The sequence below is a fragment of the Paenibacillus sp. FSL R5-0766 genome, assembly GCF_037971845.1.
In the GTDB taxonomy this organism is placed as follows: domain Bacteria; phylum Bacillota; class Bacilli; order Paenibacillales; family Paenibacillaceae; genus Paenibacillus.
On record NZ_CP150227.1, the window covers coordinates 1,781,141 to 1,798,703 of the forward strand.

General features: G+C 46.6%; 21 protein-coding genes. 16 read left to right on the forward strand and 5 right to left on the reverse strand.

The genetic code is table 11. From position 1 onward, the window contains the following. The first annotated feature begins 165 nt into the window (after window positions 1-165). The 7 genes from MKY66_RS07990 to MKY66_RS08020 all read left to right on the forward strand — a co-directional run bounded on the left by MKY66_RS07990 (window position 166) and on the right by MKY66_RS08020 (window position 5,790). Entirely contained in the window at window positions 166-843 is a 678-nt protein-coding gene (locus tag MKY66_RS07990) for a response regulator transcription factor (RefSeq protein WP_076209346.1), read from the forward strand. Beyond that, complete coding sequence (locus tag MKY66_RS07995) at window positions 840-2,216, forward strand: HAMP domain-containing sensor histidine kinase (RefSeq protein WP_076209345.1); 1,377 nt, start codon at window positions 840-842, stop codon at window positions 2,214-2,216. Before MKY66_RS07990 ends, MKY66_RS07995 begins: the two co-directional genes overlap by 4 nt. Window positions 2,217-2,283: 67 nt before the next feature. Then, window positions 2,284-3,414, forward strand: a complete 1,131-nt coding sequence (locus MKY66_RS08000) for an ABC transporter permease (RefSeq protein WP_076209344.1) — start codon at window positions 2,284-2,286, stop codon at window positions 3,412-3,414. Continuing rightward, the gene (locus tag MKY66_RS08005) at window positions 3,411-4,088 is read left to right on the forward strand and encodes an ABC transporter ATP-binding protein (protein ID WP_076209343.1); all 678 of its coding nucleotides are present in this window, start codon (window positions 3,411-3,413) and stop codon (window positions 4,086-4,088) included. The genes MKY66_RS08000 and MKY66_RS08005 overlap by 4 nt, the downstream gene beginning before the upstream one ends. A 164-nt stretch (window positions 4,089-4,252) precedes the next feature. Then, the gene (locus MKY66_RS08010; protein ID WP_076209342.1) at window positions 4,253-4,789 is read left to right on the forward strand and encodes an NUDIX domain-containing protein; all 537 of its coding nucleotides are present in this window, start codon (window positions 4,253-4,255) and stop codon (window positions 4,787-4,789) included. A gap of 85 nt (window positions 4,790-4,874) precedes the next feature. After that, window positions 4,875-5,468 carry a DUF4304 domain-containing protein gene (locus MKY66_RS08015; protein ID WP_076209341.1) on the forward strand — a complete coding sequence of 198 codons (594 nt, stop codon included), beginning with the start codon at window positions 4,875-4,877 and terminating at the stop codon, window positions 5,466-5,468. Window positions 5,469-5,496: 28 nt separating this feature from the next. Beyond that, window positions 5,497-5,790, forward strand: coding sequence for an RNA polymerase alpha subunit C-terminal domain-containing protein (locus MKY66_RS08020; RefSeq protein WP_076209340.1), 294 nt, complete (start codon window positions 5,497-5,499; stop codon window positions 5,788-5,790). Window positions 5,791-5,809: 19 nt separating this feature from the next. On the opposite strand, the gene MKY66_RS08025 is transcribed toward MKY66_RS08020, so the two are convergent. Next, window positions 5,810-6,088: a hypothetical protein gene (locus MKY66_RS08025; RefSeq protein WP_076209339.1), complete on the reverse strand. Its 279-nt coding sequence runs from the start codon at window positions 6,086-6,088 to the stop codon at window positions 5,810-5,812. Between the two features lie 46 nt (window positions 6,089-6,134). After that, on the reverse strand, window positions 6,135-6,458 hold the full coding sequence (locus tag MKY66_RS08030; protein ID WP_076209338.1) for a hypothetical protein: 324 nt from the start codon (window positions 6,456-6,458) through the stop codon (window positions 6,135-6,137). Between the two features lie 360 nt (window positions 6,459-6,818). Here MKY66_RS08030 and MKY66_RS08035 point away from each other — a divergent pair, with 360 nt between their 5' ends. The 8 genes from MKY66_RS08035 (at window position 6,819) to MKY66_RS08070 (ending at window position 13,529) form a co-directional block, all read left to right on the forward strand. Next, window positions 6,819-7,325, forward strand: a complete 507-nt coding sequence (locus MKY66_RS08035; protein ID WP_076209337.1) for a DUF2569 domain-containing protein — start codon at window positions 6,819-6,821, stop codon at window positions 7,323-7,325. A gap of 124 nt (window positions 7,326-7,449) precedes the next feature. After that, window positions 7,450-8,052, forward strand: a complete 603-nt coding sequence (locus tag MKY66_RS08040; RefSeq protein ID WP_076209336.1) for a histidine phosphatase family protein — start codon at window positions 7,450-7,452, stop codon at window positions 8,050-8,052. Window positions 8,053-8,109: 57 nt separating this feature from the next. Beyond that, window positions 8,110-8,766 (forward strand): pyridoxal 5'-phosphate synthase, encoded by a 657-nt coding sequence (locus tag MKY66_RS08045; protein WP_076209335.1) that lies wholly within the window; start codon window positions 8,110-8,112, stop codon window positions 8,764-8,766. Window positions 8,767-8,847: 81 nt separating this feature from the next. Continuing rightward, complete coding sequence (locus MKY66_RS08050) at window positions 8,848-9,423, forward strand: GNAT family protein (RefSeq protein ID WP_076209334.1); 576 nt, start codon at window positions 8,848-8,850, stop codon at window positions 9,421-9,423. Window positions 9,424-9,709: 286 nt separating this feature from the next. Next, entirely contained in the window at window positions 9,710-10,084 is a 375-nt protein-coding gene (locus tag MKY66_RS08055) for a hypothetical protein (protein ID WP_076209333.1), read from the forward strand. A 166-nt stretch (window positions 10,085-10,250) separates the two neighbouring features. Then, window positions 10,251-11,207 (forward strand): radical SAM protein, encoded by a 957-nt coding sequence (locus MKY66_RS08060; RefSeq protein WP_076209332.1) that lies wholly within the window; start codon window positions 10,251-10,253, stop codon window positions 11,205-11,207. Window positions 11,208-11,505: 298 nt separating this feature from the next. Then, window positions 11,506-12,519 (forward strand): phosphodiester glycosidase family protein, encoded by a 1,014-nt coding sequence (locus MKY66_RS08065; protein WP_076209331.1) that lies wholly within the window; start codon window positions 11,506-11,508, stop codon window positions 12,517-12,519. Further along, window positions 12,516-13,529: a bifunctional glycosyltransferase family 2/GtrA family protein gene (locus tag MKY66_RS08070; protein WP_076209330.1), complete on the forward strand. Its 1,014-nt coding sequence runs from the start codon at window positions 12,516-12,518 to the stop codon at window positions 13,527-13,529. Before MKY66_RS08065 ends, MKY66_RS08070 begins: the two co-directional genes overlap by 4 nt. A 152-nt stretch (window positions 13,530-13,681) precedes the next feature. Here MKY66_RS08070 and MKY66_RS08075 read toward each other — a convergent pair whose 3' ends face one another. Genes MKY66_RS08075 through MKY66_RS08085 form a run of 3 tightly spaced genes read right to left on the reverse strand, consistent with a single transcriptional unit; the run spans window position 13,682 to window position 16,554 of the window. Then, on the reverse strand, window positions 13,682-15,136 hold the full coding sequence (locus tag MKY66_RS08075) for a PTS transporter subunit EIIC (RefSeq protein WP_076209329.1): 1,455 nt from the start codon (window positions 15,134-15,136) through the stop codon (window positions 13,682-13,684). A 30-nt stretch (window positions 15,137-15,166) separates the two neighbouring features. Continuing rightward, complete coding sequence (locus tag MKY66_RS08080) at window positions 15,167-15,673, reverse strand: PTS glucose transporter subunit IIA (protein ID WP_076209328.1); 507 nt, start codon at window positions 15,671-15,673, stop codon at window positions 15,167-15,169. Next, on the reverse strand, window positions 15,670-16,554 hold the full coding sequence (locus tag MKY66_RS08085; RefSeq protein ID WP_256704127.1) for a PRD domain-containing protein: 885 nt from the start codon (window positions 16,552-16,554) through the stop codon (window positions 15,670-15,672). Before MKY66_RS08085 ends, MKY66_RS08080 begins: the two co-directional genes overlap by 4 nt. Before the next feature lie 297 nt (window positions 16,555-16,851). On the opposite strand from MKY66_RS08085, the gene MKY66_RS08090 reads away from it, so the two are divergent. Next, window positions 16,852-17,562: an AAA family ATPase gene (locus tag MKY66_RS08090; protein ID WP_076209327.1), complete on the forward strand. Its 711-nt coding sequence runs from the start codon at window positions 16,852-16,854 to the stop codon at window positions 17,560-17,562. Window position 17,563 lies beyond the last annotated feature (1 nt).

The following is a 17,563-nucleotide window of genomic DNA, read 5'->3' on the forward strand; positions in this document are numbered from 1 at the left end:
GTTTTATTATAGTTGCGCTTCATAGTAGTGTCAACCAGATTTAAGGAAATGTAAACATACCAAGGTATCTCCTTGCATGTGCTGGCGAATGAGATTGCTTTTATGCTACCATCTGTGCAGGATCAAAGTGAGATGTACTCGCTACATAGAAGGGCGGACAACCATATGAAACATCTGCTGCTGGCAGACGATGATGCGAATATTCGAGCACTCCTCCGGCATATCATGAGCAAGGAAGGCTATCGGGTTCATGAAGCGCAGGATGGACTGGAAGCGGTCAAATTGATGCAAGAAACGCCGATCGATCTGGCGATCCTTGATGTCATGATGCCGGGCATGGACGGACTGGAGTTATGTGATTACATTCGGCAGCACTACGATATTCCCATTATGCTACTGACGGCACGTGATCAGCTATCCGATAAGAGAGATGGTTATTTGAGAGGAACAGATGAATATGTGACCAAGCCGTTTGAACCTGAAGAATTGGTCTATCGGGTAAAAGCGTTGTTTCGTCGGTACCATCGCACATCCAGCGATATTATCCGTATGAACCGGATCGTCATTGACCGAAACAATGTGGAGGTTACCGATGGGCAATCCATTCTCTTTTTGCCAATGAAAGAATTTGAATTACTTTCACAGCTGGCCCAGTTTCCGGGCCGTTTGTTCTCGCGGGATGAACTCATTCGGCTCGTCTGGGGAGCAGATTACGAAGGAGATGACCGTACCGTTGATGTGCACATCAAGCGGCTACGTGATCGTTTTGCCGATTATACGGAAGATTTTGTCATTCAGACTGTGCGGGGTATTGGTTACAAGATGGAGGTGAAAGCACCTTGAGGACCTTGTACGTCCGGGTATTCCTCATTACGATTGCCGTGATTATGGTCAGCGGCATGCTCGGTTTTCTTTTGTCCAACATCTACTATCATACAAAGCTCAAGGATTTCAATGATGAGAAGCTGGTGGGCATTGCGATGCAAATGAAGCAATTTGTGGAGCAGCAACCGGACACGATGGAGCAGTATCTGAACAATGCCGCCGCACTTGGGTACGAAATCTATGTAACGGATGGAAAAGGCAACGACCAATTTTACGGCCGCGAATTCCGTGAGAAAGATCTGGATAAGCAAGCTGTAGAACTGGTGTTGAATGGTGAGGTATACCATGGCGTCGCGCAGTTTCCAAGCAAACCGTTCATTACCGGGTTCTTCGATAATCAATTAAGCAATACCGTGGGTGTTTATCTACAGCTGGGCAATGCAAATTACGCTCTCTTTATGCGTCCGGATGTAATTCTGCAATTCGGTGAGCTGCGAATCTTTTTTGCGCTGATTGGAGCATTGACGATAGGCATTAGTATCCTGATCTTTCTGATCAGTACCCGTTATCTGGTCAATCCGATTGAACGTCTGTCCGAGGCAACCAAACGTATTGCGCAAGGAAAATATAATCTGAAATTGCCTACCGCACGGCGGGATGAGATTGGACAGCTGGCCCAGCATTTCATGACCATGAGTCGTGAATTGGAAAGGGTAGATCAGGCGCGACAGCAGTTTGTATCCAACGTATCGCATGAGATTCAATCACCGCTGACCTCGATTCAGGGTTTTGCCCAATTGGTGGCGGATCGGGATCTGCCTGAACAGGAACGGGAGCACTATGCATCAATCATAGAGGAGGAGAGTCGTCATCTCTCTTTGCTCAGCAAACAACTGCTTCTCCTGTCTTCCCTTGAACAAGGCAACGAAGATCTGTCCAAAGTAAAGTTCTCTCTGCGAGATCAATTCCGGCAAGCCGTTCAGGTGCTGCAATGGCAATTGGAAGAAAAAGAACTGTTGCTTCGGATTTCGGTACCCGAATCCATCCAGCTAGTGGGCAATGAAGTGCTGCTCATGCAAGTTTGGATGAATCTACTGGGCAATGCGGTGAACCATCTACCACAGGGAAGAAGCATTGAGATTCATGCCGAGCAGACAGATAACCAGTGTGTGATTCAGATTCGGGATACAGGAGACGGAATTGCTGCGGAGCATCTGCCTTTCCTGTTCGATCGATTCTATCGGGTGGATCGTGCGCGGGAACGTTCTTCTGGACGAACCGGGCTTGGACTTGCCATTGTGCAGAAAATTATCCGAATTCATGACGGTACAATCGAGGTTTCCAGTTCGCCTGAGGGTACGGTCTTTATCGTGACACTTCCGCAGATGTAATCTGTTATTCATTTGCCGTTCATTTTCGCCTCCTATACTTGGGTTATCAAGAGGGAGGTCACAGAACATGTACTTGGCTATTCGGGAAATGAGGTATGCCAAAGGGCGGTATGCCTTAATTGCTACAATCATGGTACTGGTTTCATTTCTGGTACTGTTTGTTACAGGTCTTGCACAGGGGCTGGCGTATGATAACGCAGCTTCGGTCAAAAATATGGCAGCAACCCATTTTGTGCTGGAACAAGATTCCAATCATCGGTTCACCCGGTCACAAGTGGATCAGGATCAACTTGAGCAAGCTCGCTCCGTAGTGGGGCAAGAGAACGCTGAGCCGCTCGGTGTGAAAATGACAACCGTCAGTCCAACCGGCGACACAAAAAAGATTGATGTCACGCTGTTCATGGTTAATCCGGAAGGTTGGCTTGCTCCAACCGTTACCGAAGGATCTCCGATTACGGATCAGACAAAAGGGCAGGTTGTGGTAGATCATAAGTTGACTGAATCTGGCGTCACGATTGGCACTGTTCTCGTCGATCAAGCTACAGGAGCGGAGTGGACCGTTGGTGGATTTGTACAAAATGAGTCCTTCAGTCACTCCCCGGTGGTATTCCTGAATGAACAGGAATGGCTCGCACTCCAGGGAAGTTCACGAACTTCGCAAGGTTCAGCAGACACCAATGCTAATGCTCCGGTGTACAATGCCATTGCGATCAAGGATGGGGGCGATCAGCTAGACCGCCTGAGTACTGCATTGCCTAATACGGAAGTTATTACGAAATCGGAGGCCGTATCGGCCATTCCTGGATATAAGGAAGAGCAGGGATCGTTACTCATGATGATCGCATTTCTATATGTCATCTCAGCGTTTGTGCTTGCAGTATTCTTCTACGTCATCACGATTCAGAAAACAAGTCAGTTCGGCATATTAAAAGCCATCGGAACCCGGAATGGTTATCTGGCAGGTAGTGTTTCGTTACAAGTATTGGTTCTGTCGGTTGGTAGTTTGGTGATTAGCGTGCTGTTGGTTCGACTGTTCGAGTCCATCTTGCCAGCATCGATGCCGTTTCAATTAGGTTTATCCACCCTCGCGCTGACCTGTGTGTTATTCATACTCATGTCTGTGGCTGGTTCATTATTCTCGGTGTGGAAGGTTACCAAAATTGATGCACTTGATGCGATTGGGAGGACTGCAGCATGAGAAACCGATTGGTATTGCAGGGAATTACACAGACCTTTGAAGATGGCGGCAGCAAACGCGTGATTCTGGACAAACTGGACCTTGAAGTAGCAGAAGGGGAACTAGTGGCTGTGATGGGGCCTTCCGGCTCGGGCAAAAGTACATTCTTGTCCATTGCTGGTGCACTTCTTGAACCGACCGAAGGGCAGGTTCTACTGGACGGTGCTTCTATTATGGGCAAAAGCAAACAGGATATATCCGATATGCGGCTTCAGCAGCTTGGTTTTATATTTCAAAGTGCCAACCTCATTCCTTATCTGAAAGTAGAAGAACAACTGATGGTGGTCGCGAAACTCGCCGGAACGGATAAAAACAAGGCGGAGAAGCGTATTGATGAGCTACTGGATACGGTAGGCTTGACCCATCGGCGGAAGGCGTATGCGGAGAAGCTGTCTGGTGGGGAACGTCAGCGTGTCGCCATTGCACGGGCCTTGATGAATGATCCCGCTGTCCTGCTTGCGGATGAACCAACAGCCAGTCTGGATGCGGAACGTGGGCTGGATATTGTCGGCATGATTGCACGGCTCGTGAAGGAGCAGGGCAAGAGTGCAGTGATGGTTACACATGATGAGCGGATCTTGCCGCTCTGTAGCCGGTTTCTTTTTTTGGAAAATGGGAAACTAGTGCAGCATTAGAAGGAGTATAGTCTGAGAGTCTGGAGAGAACACTGATTCAAGGCTTAAGGGCAGAGAGCGTAAGAAGAGGGTCACGTATTCCCAGGTGGGAAGGTGGCCTTCTTTCTGTGTTTTCGACTATAATTGGAAGAATAGTGGAATTAGATAGAGAGGATCGGGTGCGGATGAGCAGCTTGAGTGCGGAATTATTTCCGGCGCTGAGTACGTCAATTCATTGGGGAATTATTGAGGCAGAGTTCAGATTGAACGACATCGTGGATGAAAAGCTGGTGAGTAATATTAGCATCATTCCGTTTGTCGGGGATCAATGTGTTGTCTTCCAACTGGATAGTGGAGACTGGGAGCTGCCAGGAGGGACGCTTGAAGCAGGTGAGCATTACATGGATGGACTGAAGCGCGAACTGATGGAGGAACTTGGGGCAGAAATGCGGTCCTATCAGATTTTCGGTCAATTCTACTGTACATCCAGTGCGTTGGAACCGTATCGACCGCATATTCCGCATCCCCATTTCGTACGAATTATCGGTTATGGAGATGTTGAACTTGTCGGTGATCCGCTGAATCCGGAGGATGGTGAGCAGGTGGTTGCAGTGGAAGTGGTAGAGATTGATGAAGCGATCCAAAGATTCCAGAAACAGAACAGACATGACATTGCGGAGATGTACAAACTGGCTCATATGCTGCGAGAAGAAGCTAAATAGTATTTTTATAAAATTGAACAAGCATGATTCTGAACAAAAAAGGGTAACAACGAATTAAATAAACTTTGCCTTGGGAGTGATATCAATGCAGGAACTTTTTAAGAAGATCATCAAAACAGACGTCAAACCCGTATTTGCCAAACACGGCTATTCGAAGAAAAATCTGAATTTCTACAAAGCGGATGGAAACCTCGCATATAAGTTCAACATTCAAAGAGCAAAGTATAACACCAGTAGACAAGTCCAGTTTTATGTTAATTGTGGTGTTCATTCCACCGAACTTGCGGAGTTGCATTCCGTTGGATTGAATGGAGACATATTGGAGTTCACATCTCATTTTACCTGCCGAATCAGAGAAATAGCCCCTTCCGCTCCGGCCCACTATACCTTAACGCCTGATATCGATCCAGACGCTTTATCGAAAGAACTGGTGTCACATTTGGAAGAGGGTATGTCATTCTTACACTCGCTAACAGGGGCCAAAGATATAGTCCATTATTATATGGACAAGACAGCGCTATATTTAAGCGAAGTAACCTTCCGCTTCCTGCTAAAAGCCGGCAATACGGAAGAAGCCAAGCATTATTTACAGCAACTGCACGCCAAATACGGAGCTGAAAAGCGCTGGACGATATTAGAAAAGAAATATGCAGCCGTTTTTGCCGAGTATGGAATGTAATCTTTGATTCAGGAGGAGTGATGCCCACATGGCAAACGATAAAGGAACACTCAGAACATGCGAACAAGGACATTTGTATTATAAAAAAAGTGATTGCCCAACCTGTCCAATGTGCGAAGCTGAACGTAAACCGACAGAAGGATTTCTAGCCTTGTTGTCAGCTCCCGCCAGACGTGCCTTGGAGAATGAAGGCATTACAACACTACTTCAACTTGCGGAGTACACCGAGAAAGAGATCTTGAAACTGCATGGAATCGGACCATCTGCCATGCCTAAACTTCGAAACGCATTGGAAGAAGAGGGATTGTCTTTTAAGAAATAACCCTCTTCACGCTGTTCCACTAATCCAAACCAGTAGCTGAAGTAATCTCCCCCATCGTTACCCGATACAACAAGTTACCTTCACTGAGTAGCAGACGATGTTGGCGAAAATCCTGTCGTGCCTGCTTGAAGGGCTGATCATCTTCATTTAGCAAATCAATCTTCTGTCCTTTGCTCAATCTTCCGGACTTCTCCATTTTCTTAAGTACAAACGTACCATGTTTACCGTACCCGGCATCGAACAAGAAATGATAACCATCCGTACTGAAGCCGGAGGAATCGGAGATGTTCGGGTTCATGAATTTAACGTTGGCTTCGCTGGTGCCCCCTGTGATACAACCGAGTTCAAAATCGGTTTCCGTAATTCGTACAGCGTGCTCCGACGAGCAGCAGGTGATCATGCAATGGTTGTACGTAATGATAATTGAACGTCTGCCCCCAGATGACAACTTCCTCGATATTTTGATCTGTCACAATGAGCACTTTGTACGTATAGCTTTGATTCAATTTACTCTGAACGAACATATCTCGTTTTCTTTCGGGAATCTGATTCATCAGCAGCACATAGACAAGGCCATCACCGCCCCACTGGGTGGAAACGATATCGAAGCCCTCGACATAATTTGAAATGTCGGCGAAAGGCAAAAGTTTTACTTTGGGATTGGGCATATCCATATCCTCCTTCGTAGTCGATTACAGTGTCACCATCTGCATCAGTATAAGAGGGATTATGACGTACGTGTACTTTGCTGAACATGGCGGAAGTATAGCGAAAGCCTTATTTGGTTTTTACAGTGTATGAGTACGATGTTTTAAAATGGCTGCTTCGTCCTTGACATATGTAGTACAATAAGGAAGTTGTATAAAATTCCATATAATAGGAGGGCGAAGAGATCGCTATAAGGAGAGTTTGAAAATACATACAACGTACGTGAATGAAGGGGTGAGAATCACCCGTAGGTTCAATGTGCAATATTAAGATGAAGACTCATCTCAGAAAAACAAAACTAGTTAAGGAAGTGTTAAGAGGTGGAACCACATATTCAAGAGCAAAAGACAGACTACCGTCCACTAGGCGTATCGGGCTTAGGTGGTTGGCTGATTCTCGTCCAGATTGGATTATTTCTTACGTTGATTTTCCTGGCTCTCCAATTGGTTCTGTATTGTTTGCCCATGCTTGCAACAGAGACTTGGGAGTTGCTAACTTCGAAGCAATCTGAATATTATCACCCGCTATGGGGACCGGTCGTTATTTTTGAAACGGTATATAACGCACTGTTTTTAGTGTTTAGCATATATACTATCATTGCTTTGTATAGTAAAAAATCGATCTTTCCTCGTCTTATGATCATGTTTTATAGTGTCAGTCTAGCCGTTAGCATCATTGATTATCTATTGTTGCTCCAGATTCCGATGGCGAGAGAACTTGAGGATGGAAACTCTTTGAGAGATATTGGCAAGTCGGTACTTACTTGTGCCATCTGGATTCCTTATTTTATCAAATCCGAGCGAGTTCATAACACATTTGTGAGATAAATGGTAAGTAGGAAATACCCGATCTTGGATAGAAGCTATCTGAGGTCGGGTTTATTATATATGCGGGGCTGTCATACAGTGTAAAGGATATTGTTCATTATAGAAGTGAAAAGGAGGAGAGATCTTGAAAATTTACCTGGTAAGGCATGGGATGGATGAGGAAGGGTATCGAGGCGGATGGAGCGGTCGTGGACTTACGGAACAGGGAATCAATCAATCCAGGAAACTGGGAGAGCATTTGCATCATCATGCTGAGGAGTACAACATACATACGATTATTAGCAGTGATCTTCCTCGTGCAGTGCAGACGACACGGGAAATTGAGAAACACTTAAACATGCAGGCTAGCTTAATGAAAGAATGGCGGGAGATGAATAACGGAGATTTGGCAGGCATGCTACATAAGGATGCTGAAGAGCATTACCCAGGGGTTTATTTCAACACTCTTGAGATGGACTCCCTGTTTCCGGGAGGAGAAAGCCCGAGGGATTTTTATAACCGGATAAGCACAGCATTCGAGAGTCTATTCAGAGTTATGGAGGAGAAAACAGTAGAGTCCAATGTTCTATTAATTACTCACGGCGGAGTGATTAACATCCTGTATTATCTGCTTGAGAAGAGGGAATGGAGCAATAAGTCCAGCTTTTATCCCATGGACAACACCAGTGTACATACCGTTGAAAAGGGAAGGCATGGTTGGAAAGTTAGCAGTGTAAATATTCTTTAGTTCAATTTATATAGATTAGTTGTTTTTCCATGTTAAATAGAAGACGGAGGCGATGACATGAGCGATCAACCCATTGAACCGCTACAAAGGTTGAAGTCTTTATCCGGCCCTTTTCCAACGTGGGATATGGGGCAGTTGCCGGAGCGGCCGGGGAAGCTATTTTTGGAGTGGTTGAGATTGGCGGTTGAGAATGAAGTGAAAGAACCTCATGCCATGACGATTTCAACCGTGGATCAAGACGGTTATCCCGATGCGCGGGTGTTGATTTTGAAAAACGTAATCGACGAAACGTTTTATTTTGCCTCCAGTTCGGAGAGTCGAAAAGGCCAGCAGTTGAAGGAGAACTCTCATGTGGCCCTGACATTCTACTGGCCTTCCCTTGGAAGACAGATTCGGATAAGGGGAATTGCCGAGGATCGGGGAGATGAAGCGGGTGCTGATGATTTCCGCAAACGTTCAGCTGGAGCAAGAGCAGTTGCTATGACAGGACATCAGAGTGAGGTTTTGGATAGCGAGGAAGTGTTGGATAGTTCCATTGAAGCTCAGAAGGAAAAGATAATTCGTGACCCCGGTGTCGTTACACCTAATTGGCGTTTATATGCCGTGAATGCACAAGAGGTGGAGTTTTGGCAGGGAGATCCAGAGCGCAAGCATGTACGAGTCCAATATGTGATGCAAGATGGGCAGTGGAAGTCACTCAGATTGTGGCCTTGATTTTAGAACAGATGAGTCAGGCAATATGAAGCGAGCTGCTGTGTGTTTCTTTTTCCTAACAATCTGAGGGAGGATAAATCTATGAAAACGATTGAAAGTTTCTTCGAACCATTTCCCGTGTTGGAAACCGAACGGACGTTACTCCGACCTCTTACCTATGATGATCTGGAGGATATGTACAGTTACTGCGTTGTACCTGCTGTATCGGAGTTCACCACCTGGGATGCGCATCAGAGCAAAGAAGACACCAAAGTTTTTTTGAATTTTGTCATGAGTCGCTATGAGACGGATTTAATTGGCCCATGGGGGATTGAAGATAAAGACACCAAGAGGCTGATTGGTAGTTGTAACTATTTAGGGTGTGACAGCGATAACAGGAGAGTTGAACTGGGATATGTGTTATCTGATCAATTTTGGAATCAAGGCTACATGACCGAGGTAGTGAAACGAATCATCCAATTTGGATTTGACGAAGTGGGGCTCGAGCGAATCCAGGCCAGATGTTTGGTGAAAAACACAGGTTCCGCCAAGGTCATGGAGAAGGCAGGCATGCAATTCGAAGGTGTGCTGAGGAAATACATGAAGGTGAAAAACGAGCTTCAAGATCTGAAGATGTATGCTATCGTAAAAGAAGACTTCTATACTCGTGTTAAATAAAGAACGTGTTATTGAAAGGGCGATCGTGGTTGAACAAAGGAATTCTGTATCTTATGTTATTCATGACCTTTTTAAGTAGCTCAGAAGTGACATATAATCGTAATGCCGTTTCAAAAGAACCTCCTGCATCTCATTCGACTAAGATATTTACTGAAGATGAGTTCCAATTTCAGATTAAATCCAAGATATTACGATTAAATTAGGAAGTACTCGTGAAGAGATTGAGCAGCAACTTGGAACACATGTAGATTATTATAAGCATACGAATGTCTACCAGTACAAAGATATGAGAATTCATTACAAAGATGGCATTGTGGATGGCATCATGATTGATGACCCGGCAAAGTTCAAAACGTATAAAACGCCATGCGGGATAGGTTATGGAAGTACAGTCCAGGAGGTCTTCCAACAATATGGCAAGAAAGCTTTTATAGATACTAAAAAAGGAAAAGTAAAAAGTATTACATATGTTATGGAGGAAAATAAACAAGGCAATTACCATGTTATACCGTCCTTTGACCATGCAATATTGGAAGGAGGATATGAGAACATGAAAGTATTGTCCATGGCATTTGATCAGAAGGGGCGTGTGTCATTCATCATGCTGGCGAGCCATGAGTTTGCCTATAATCCTGAGTTCAACATGGATGACATACAATAGAGGATTATGGGATTATCCACATCACTCCTGATAGTTGGGAAAATGGGTTTATGTTGTTTTTAACAACCAACGTACATAATGTCATATCGTGAACCTGGTGCTTTCCGCTATAATCTTCAAGTTATCCAAATGTGGATTGAATGAAGGAACCAGGAGGTACAACGAATTGATAGCCAAAAACAAATATAAATCACTCGAACTGGAAACCCCCGGCGTATATGAGCTGGAAGGGCTTGAGGTGGGAGTGACATCGAACTGCAATTATAAATGCGACTATTGCTGCGCCTACAATCGGGATGATGGAGCGTGCATCAATAGTCAGGAAGTCATCCGTATTATTCGTGAGCTTCCTCGTCTCAAGAGAGTGCGATTGTCAGGGGGAGAAGTTACTCTGAAATATCAGGATTGCCTGGAGATTGTGACGTACTGTGCGGCACATGGCATCGATACACAATTGAACAGTAATGCAAGTCTGCTGACAGAAGAACGGATTCTTGCGTTGCGTGATGCAGGCTTGTCCAACATTCATATCTCGTTCAATTATACGGATGCGGAGTCGTATGCTGCGTACTACCGCGTGCATCCTCGCATGTATGAGAGACTGGAGCAGAATATCCGTTTGTGTACGGAAGCCGGTCTGGAGACGGTACTGGAAACGTTACTGTTTGAAGGTAACCAAGCGAACATGCAAGCCATTAGCGATAAGGTGTATGACCTGGGTGTGCGCATTCATGAGATCCAGAACAGCATTAAGATGCCACATACCGATTGGAGTCAGGTTGTCTCCAAAGAGTCCCTTGTTCGATCTGTTACGGAGCTGATAGAACATAAAAAGCCGGATACAACGCTCTATTTTACCTGTATGGATCGGTTTGCTGGGCAGTTGAATCTGCGTGAACAACCTGGGGTGTATTTCTCTAATTGTGTGGATGGCACGAAACAGCTGCACCTGCACGGCAACGGGGATATTCTCATCTGTGAGTTATGCCATCCTGTTGTGATTGGCAACATCTATACTGGAACGTCTTTGAAGGATATATACGCTCAGCAGCCACCGGCGTTAACAGAATTCCTGGAGAAGCGGCCTTGTCCCGCATACGATGCTCTTTTTGCAGATGCATAACAGGAAGAGCTGATGAAGATATGTGATATGAATGTTGAACGAGATATGTACACGATAACAGTGACCTTTAGGGTTCTATAGATTAAAAAATCAAGGTGATCTGATTTCCTTAATTGGAAAACGGATCACCTTTTTTGATTGAACTATTCATTTACACAGTAACAGCGATTGGAAGGTTGTTCTGTCATCGGAGTGGCTAGTGTAAATAATCTTTAGTCCAATTAATATGGTTTCAGATTCATTTAAGCTACTCAGCCTAATATGGCCTTAAGAACTTAGATGAAGAGGTGAGCTTCACATGATGAAGATCTATGAGAAACCAACCCGGAAAGAACCACATAAACGACCAATCTCTCCAAGAAAGCGCAGATGGCTCATTATTACACTTGTCATCGTGCTTGCGGTAGGTGGAATCCTGTACAGCCTGGCTGACCGTTACTTGATCCGGCATGTGCAGGTGGTTGTGGCAGATGAGAACACGGCAACGGCAACAACGAACAATGCCAATGATTCCAGTAGCACTTCGACAACCGCAACTGAGGTGAATGCAACGTCAGATGATTGGAATTATTCGAGTGATGATATGAATGTCAGTATTGAAAAGGTACAGACCGGTTCTGGCTCGGATCAGATTACGTATTATGTCGCTGATGTTCAGCTAACGGATGCAAGCAGCCTGCGAACTGCGCTGGCAGACAATAGTTTTGGAACGAATATTACCGAAAATACGTCAGAGATTGCTGCTGCCAACAATGCGATCTTTGCCATTAATGGTGACTACTACGGATTCCGTGATGATGGTGTCATTATCCGAAATGGAACGTTGTACCGGGACAGCCCAACGCGGGATGCGCTTGCCCTGTTCAACGACGGTACGATGCAAACATATAACGAGAATGAGATTTCTTCCTCGGAACTTCTGGCCGAAGGTGCAACCAATACGTTATCCTTTGGGCCCATTCTGATTCAGGATGGCGAGATTATCAGTGATTTTAGCAGTGTGAAAATCGATAACAACTTCGGTAATCGCTCCATTCAGGATGCAAATCCAAGAACAGCGATCGGCATGATTGCTCCGAATCATTACGTCTTCGTGGTGGTGGACGGACGGCAGGATGACAGCCGTGGCATGACCTTAGCAGAACTGGCCGATGTCATGAAAGGTCTTGGAGCAACCGAAGCCTACAACTTGGACGGAGGCGGTTCATCCACGATGTATTTTATGGGCAGAGTTGTCAATAACCCGCTGGAGCGTAACCAGGAACGGGGTGTAAGTGACATTTTATATCTGACGGAGGGACAAGGATCATGACGATATTAATTCCATCATACGAACCCGATGTACGTTTACTGAATCTCGTTCTGCAACTGCAAACATTTAAACTTGGACCCATTGTGATTGTGGATGATGGCAGTGGCCCAGGGTACCGTGGGATTTTTGAAACGGCAGAAGCCTATGGCTGTAAGGTCCTGACACATCCCGTCAATCTGGGTAAGGGTAGTGCGTTGAAGACGGGTTTTCAATATATTAAGGAGTACGGACCTCAGGGCGGTGTAGTGTGCGCAGATAGTGACGGGCAGCATCTGCCACATGATATTAAGCGTATCTTCGAAGTGCTGCTCGCACAAACGACACCAGGAATTGTACTTGGCAGCCGTCGCTTCAGCGGGAAAATCCCAGCACGCAGCCGTTTTGGCAACACAGTCACCCGGGCAGTTTTTTCGCTCACGACAGGTACCCAAGTATATGACACGCAGACGGGTCTTCGAGGTTTTCCATACTCCATGCTAGGCTGGCTGAACCAGATTCCGGGGGATCGGTTTGAATACGAGATGAACATGCTGTTAACGGCACACAAGGAAGGGTATGAGATTACGGAGGAGTTTATTGATACGGTGTATCTGGATCACAATGAGTCCTCCCATTTCCGCCCGTTGGTTGATTCGTTCCGGATCTATATGCCAATCCTGATGTTCAGCACATCATCGGTGCTGTCCGCTCTGATTGATTTTGGACTATTATTCGTCATCCAGTATTTCACGCATAATCTGTTTCTGTCGGTTGTCGCAGCAAGACTGTGCAGCTCCATCTTCAACTATACGATTAATCGGAAGTACGTATTCTCTGCTGGACAGGACTCGAAGGTTCGGCAGTCTTTGCCCAAATACTTCTCACTTGTTCTACTGGTGCTGCTATTAAACTATGGTTTATTGTATTTTTATAATGAAAAATTGATTATTCCGCTGCTCGCAGCCAAGCTGTTGACCGAGGTATCCATCTTCCTGTTCAGCTATTGGGCGCAGCGCAGATTTGTCTTTTAACACAGAGAGAGTAAGCCTATGACTTGCTCTCTTACTTTCAATCCAAACCGTTTCAAAAGAATATCCTGCGCTTCTTGGTTAACAAAAAAGGTCGAGAACAGGGGTAAGAATACCCTTGCTCTCGGCCTTTTAAACTCACAGGAGGACGAGCGTTACATCAGCTTCTTAATCTCATCCTTCAGGATTTCGGACTGGGTGCCGAAGATGACCTGCACAGCTCCACCACCGAGCCTCATGACGCCGGAAGCGCCAAGCTGTTTGAGCGCCCGATCGTTGACGGCTTTGTCGTCCCTAACAACTAGCCGGAGGCGAGTGATGCAGGCGTCAATGCTCTCAATATTATCTGTTCCCCCGATCTCGGCGAGCACTTTGCCAGCCTTGGTGTCGGCAGACGCTGCCACGGCGGAAGTATCAGTGGGGGGATCGGCATCATAAGCGTCATCCTCGCGCCCCGGCGTTTTCAGGTTGAACTTGACAATCATGAACCGGAACAGGAAATAATAGACGACCGCAAATGCGAGTCCGACCGGGATCATGAGCAGCGGATTGGTCGACAGCTTCATGTTCACGAGGTAATCGATCAGACCTGCAGAGAAGGCGAAGCCCAGCTTAACATTCAGCAGGTACATGATTAGGGCCGCCGCACCGGTAAGAATAGCGTGCACCACATACAGCAGAGGCGCCGCGAACATGAAGGAGAACTCGAGCGGCTCGGTAATACCCGTTAAGAACGAAGCCACCGCTGCGCCGATAAAGATCGAAGCGACCATTTTGCGCTTTTCAGGCCGGGCTGTATGAATCAAGGCTAGCGCCGCCGCCGGAAGAGCGAACATCATAATCGGGAAGAAGCCAGACATGAACATGCCTGCCGTAGGGTCTCCGTTGAAGAAGCGGGTCAGGTCGCCGTGCACGACTTCCCCGGCTACATTGGTATAATCTCCAATCTGGAACCAGGCGATGGAGTTGAGGACATGATGCAGACCGAGCGGGATGAGTAGGCGGTTGGCGATCATAAACACCATGGAGCCAACGCCTCCAAAACCTACAATCCAGGCACCGAAAGCGCCGATGGCATCCTGAATCGGGCTCCAGACCATGCCGAACAGGATGGCCAACACCAGCATGGAGCCGGCGGTGACCATCGGCACAAAGCGTTTGCCGGAGAAGAAGCCGAGCCAGTCAGGAAGCTTGATATTATGGTATTTTTTATACATATAGGCTGCAAGCAGTCCGGCAAATATCCCGCCCAATACGCCCATATCCAACTTGACATCGTCAGGAATATAGCCGAATACACCTGGAACGGCTCCCAGAATCCGCGTCAGCACCATATAAGCGATCAGGGCGGAAAGCGCGGCGACCGCATCCCCCGCCAGTCCGATTGCCACCCCAATGGCGAAGATGAGCGCAAGATTGCCGAAGATCGCCCCCGCTCCCTCATTCAGGAATGGAACTACATACTGATTAAGGAATCCCCCGATCACGGGACCGAGCGGAATATCCTTTTCATAATTAAGAAGACCGAGGCCTTGAAGAATACCTGCCGCAGGCAGGGTTGCTACAGGAAGCATCAGGGATTTTCCCAGCTTTTGCAGTGATTTCAGCATATTGTTCTTCCTTTCTTTTTTTGAATTAGGTTATTTGGACAAGCTGACTTTCATGATAGTTCCCATGCCTGCTTCTACGCTGCCATACTCCGGGTGCGACTCCCACGGCTGTTCTGCCGCATTTGCAACGATGACAGGGGTGATGACCGGATAACCGGCCGAAGTGATCGCATTCAGGTCAAATTCAATCAGAGTCTGACCGATAGTGACCTGATCCCCGGTCTGCACTTGGGGTGTGAAGCCCTGTCCTTTCAGGCTGACAGTATTCATACCGATATGAAGCAGCAGCTGCAGCCCGGAAGCATGTTCAATTATTACGGCATGGTGCGATTTGATCAGGTGTACCACAGTGCCGTCGATAGGGGCGACCAGCCTGCCCTCCTGGGGAATCATTGCAACTCCCGGTCCCATAAGTCCTTGCGCGAACGCTTCGTCAGGTACTTCTTCCAAACTGACGCAGGTTCCGGTGAGCGGGGAGGCGACAGATATTGTTTCAGATGTTTTGGCAGATTTGTTGTTTTTCCATTTCCAGATCATTGTGTGTTGTCCTTTCTGTTGTTGGTTTTGGCATGGGTTTGAAAAAGCCGGTATAAATGCATGGCGAGAAAAGCCGTTTCTTCCTCGGGCACTTCTGTACCCAAATCCTCGGCCATTACAGCGCTCAGTTTTCTGGCTAGCTGGTATTCGGACGTATATTCATTTTTCACATATTGTGCGAAGGTGGGGGCCGTCATCGGCTGCTGATACAGGCGTTCCATGGAGAAGCGCAGGTGTATCATGAGTCTTGCCTGGCTAAGGCTGCCCTGATCAAAGCGAATGCCACCCTCCTCTTCAATAATCGACTGAAGCTTGCTGATCACATTGGATACCTTAACCAACTGTCCGACAGGGACGTGATTTACAGAGGAGTACACATGGTATGTCAGGAACCCCGCCTCATCCTCCGGTATCTCTACGCCAAAAGCCTCTCCGATCATGGCCGCCGCTTCCGAGGCGATTTCGAATTCTTTTGGAAAACTGAGCTTTGTCTCCGCAAGGAAAGGATTCAGAATCTCCATCCCGTTGCGGATACGATATAAGGTGAACTGAATATGACTCGGAAGAGCAAGATATATCTTGTCATTCAACTTGCCGGGAAACTGATCCGCGATGAGACGGATAATTCGGTCAGAGATGTCGATGACATTGGGATCCAAGTCTTTCATCAGCTCCTGAGCCTGCCCCCATTCCTCCCGGTCTTCCAGCCGGAACCTTTTCTCAATCCGCGGATCATCGGACTGAACGGTGCTTTCTACCTTGAACGCAAATCCCAACCCTTTGCCAATCAGTACGTACTCCTTGGTATTCTGGTGCGACCGGGCCAGAACAATATTGCTGCCGACGACCCGCTCCACCTGCAGAATCATTCCTTTACTCACGGTTCACCGCCTCCTCGTTTCTAAAGTTAACGCTTTCATGCCTCCGGAACGCAAAAAGAGCCAAGAAGCGAGTATAGTCTCATGTTCGCTTCTTGGCTCATGCCCTCTGGGGTGGTAACACGCCAATTCATTTTATGTTTTTATCAGAACGTTCTTCCTACATAATATATAAGCTGATCTGCCACCGTCAACCATAATTTTGTCATCCACCTGTTCGTCGTTTAATATAGGGAATGTGTAAACGAAAAGGTACCTGTCATAGATGGAGCCAAATCTAACATGAATAGGAGTATGCCTATGTATCTTCGAAGTGTGGAACTCTTGTCGTCCAAGATCGAGAATCGGGACCAATATCCTTTTGACATCCCCTCGATCCGGTCCTTGGAACGGTTGGAGCTCACGAATAACGTTACTTTTTTTGTAGGTGAAAATGGTTCAGGGAAATCTACGCTGCTGGAAGGCATTGCTCATCAATGTGGATTCAATACCGCAGGGGGCGGCAGGAATAATACCTATGAGACACATGCTTCGGAATCCTCGCTCGGGAATTATCTCAGGCTGGCATGGTTGCCCAAAATAACAAATGGTTTCTTCATGCGCTCTGAATCCTTCTATCAATTCGCATCGCATGTCGATGAGATGCCGGCGTCGCTTCCATATTATGGCGGACGTTCATTGCATGAACAATCACATGGGGAGTCTTTTCTCAGTCTGTTCGTCAATCGCTTCAGTTCTAGAGGCATCTATCTGCTTGACGAGCCCGAAGCCGCTTTATCTCCAGCTAGGCAGCTCTCCTTATTGCGTATCCTTCATGATCTGTCAGGCACTTCACAATTCATTATTGCGACGCATTCACCGATTTTGCTGGGATATCCGGGGGCAGAGATTTTAAGTTTTGACGATAGCCATATTCAAGAGGTAACCTATGAGGAGACCGATCACTATCAGATTACCCGCAGCTTTCTGGAGAACCGTGACCGGATGCTGAATGAATTGTTTAAAGACTAAA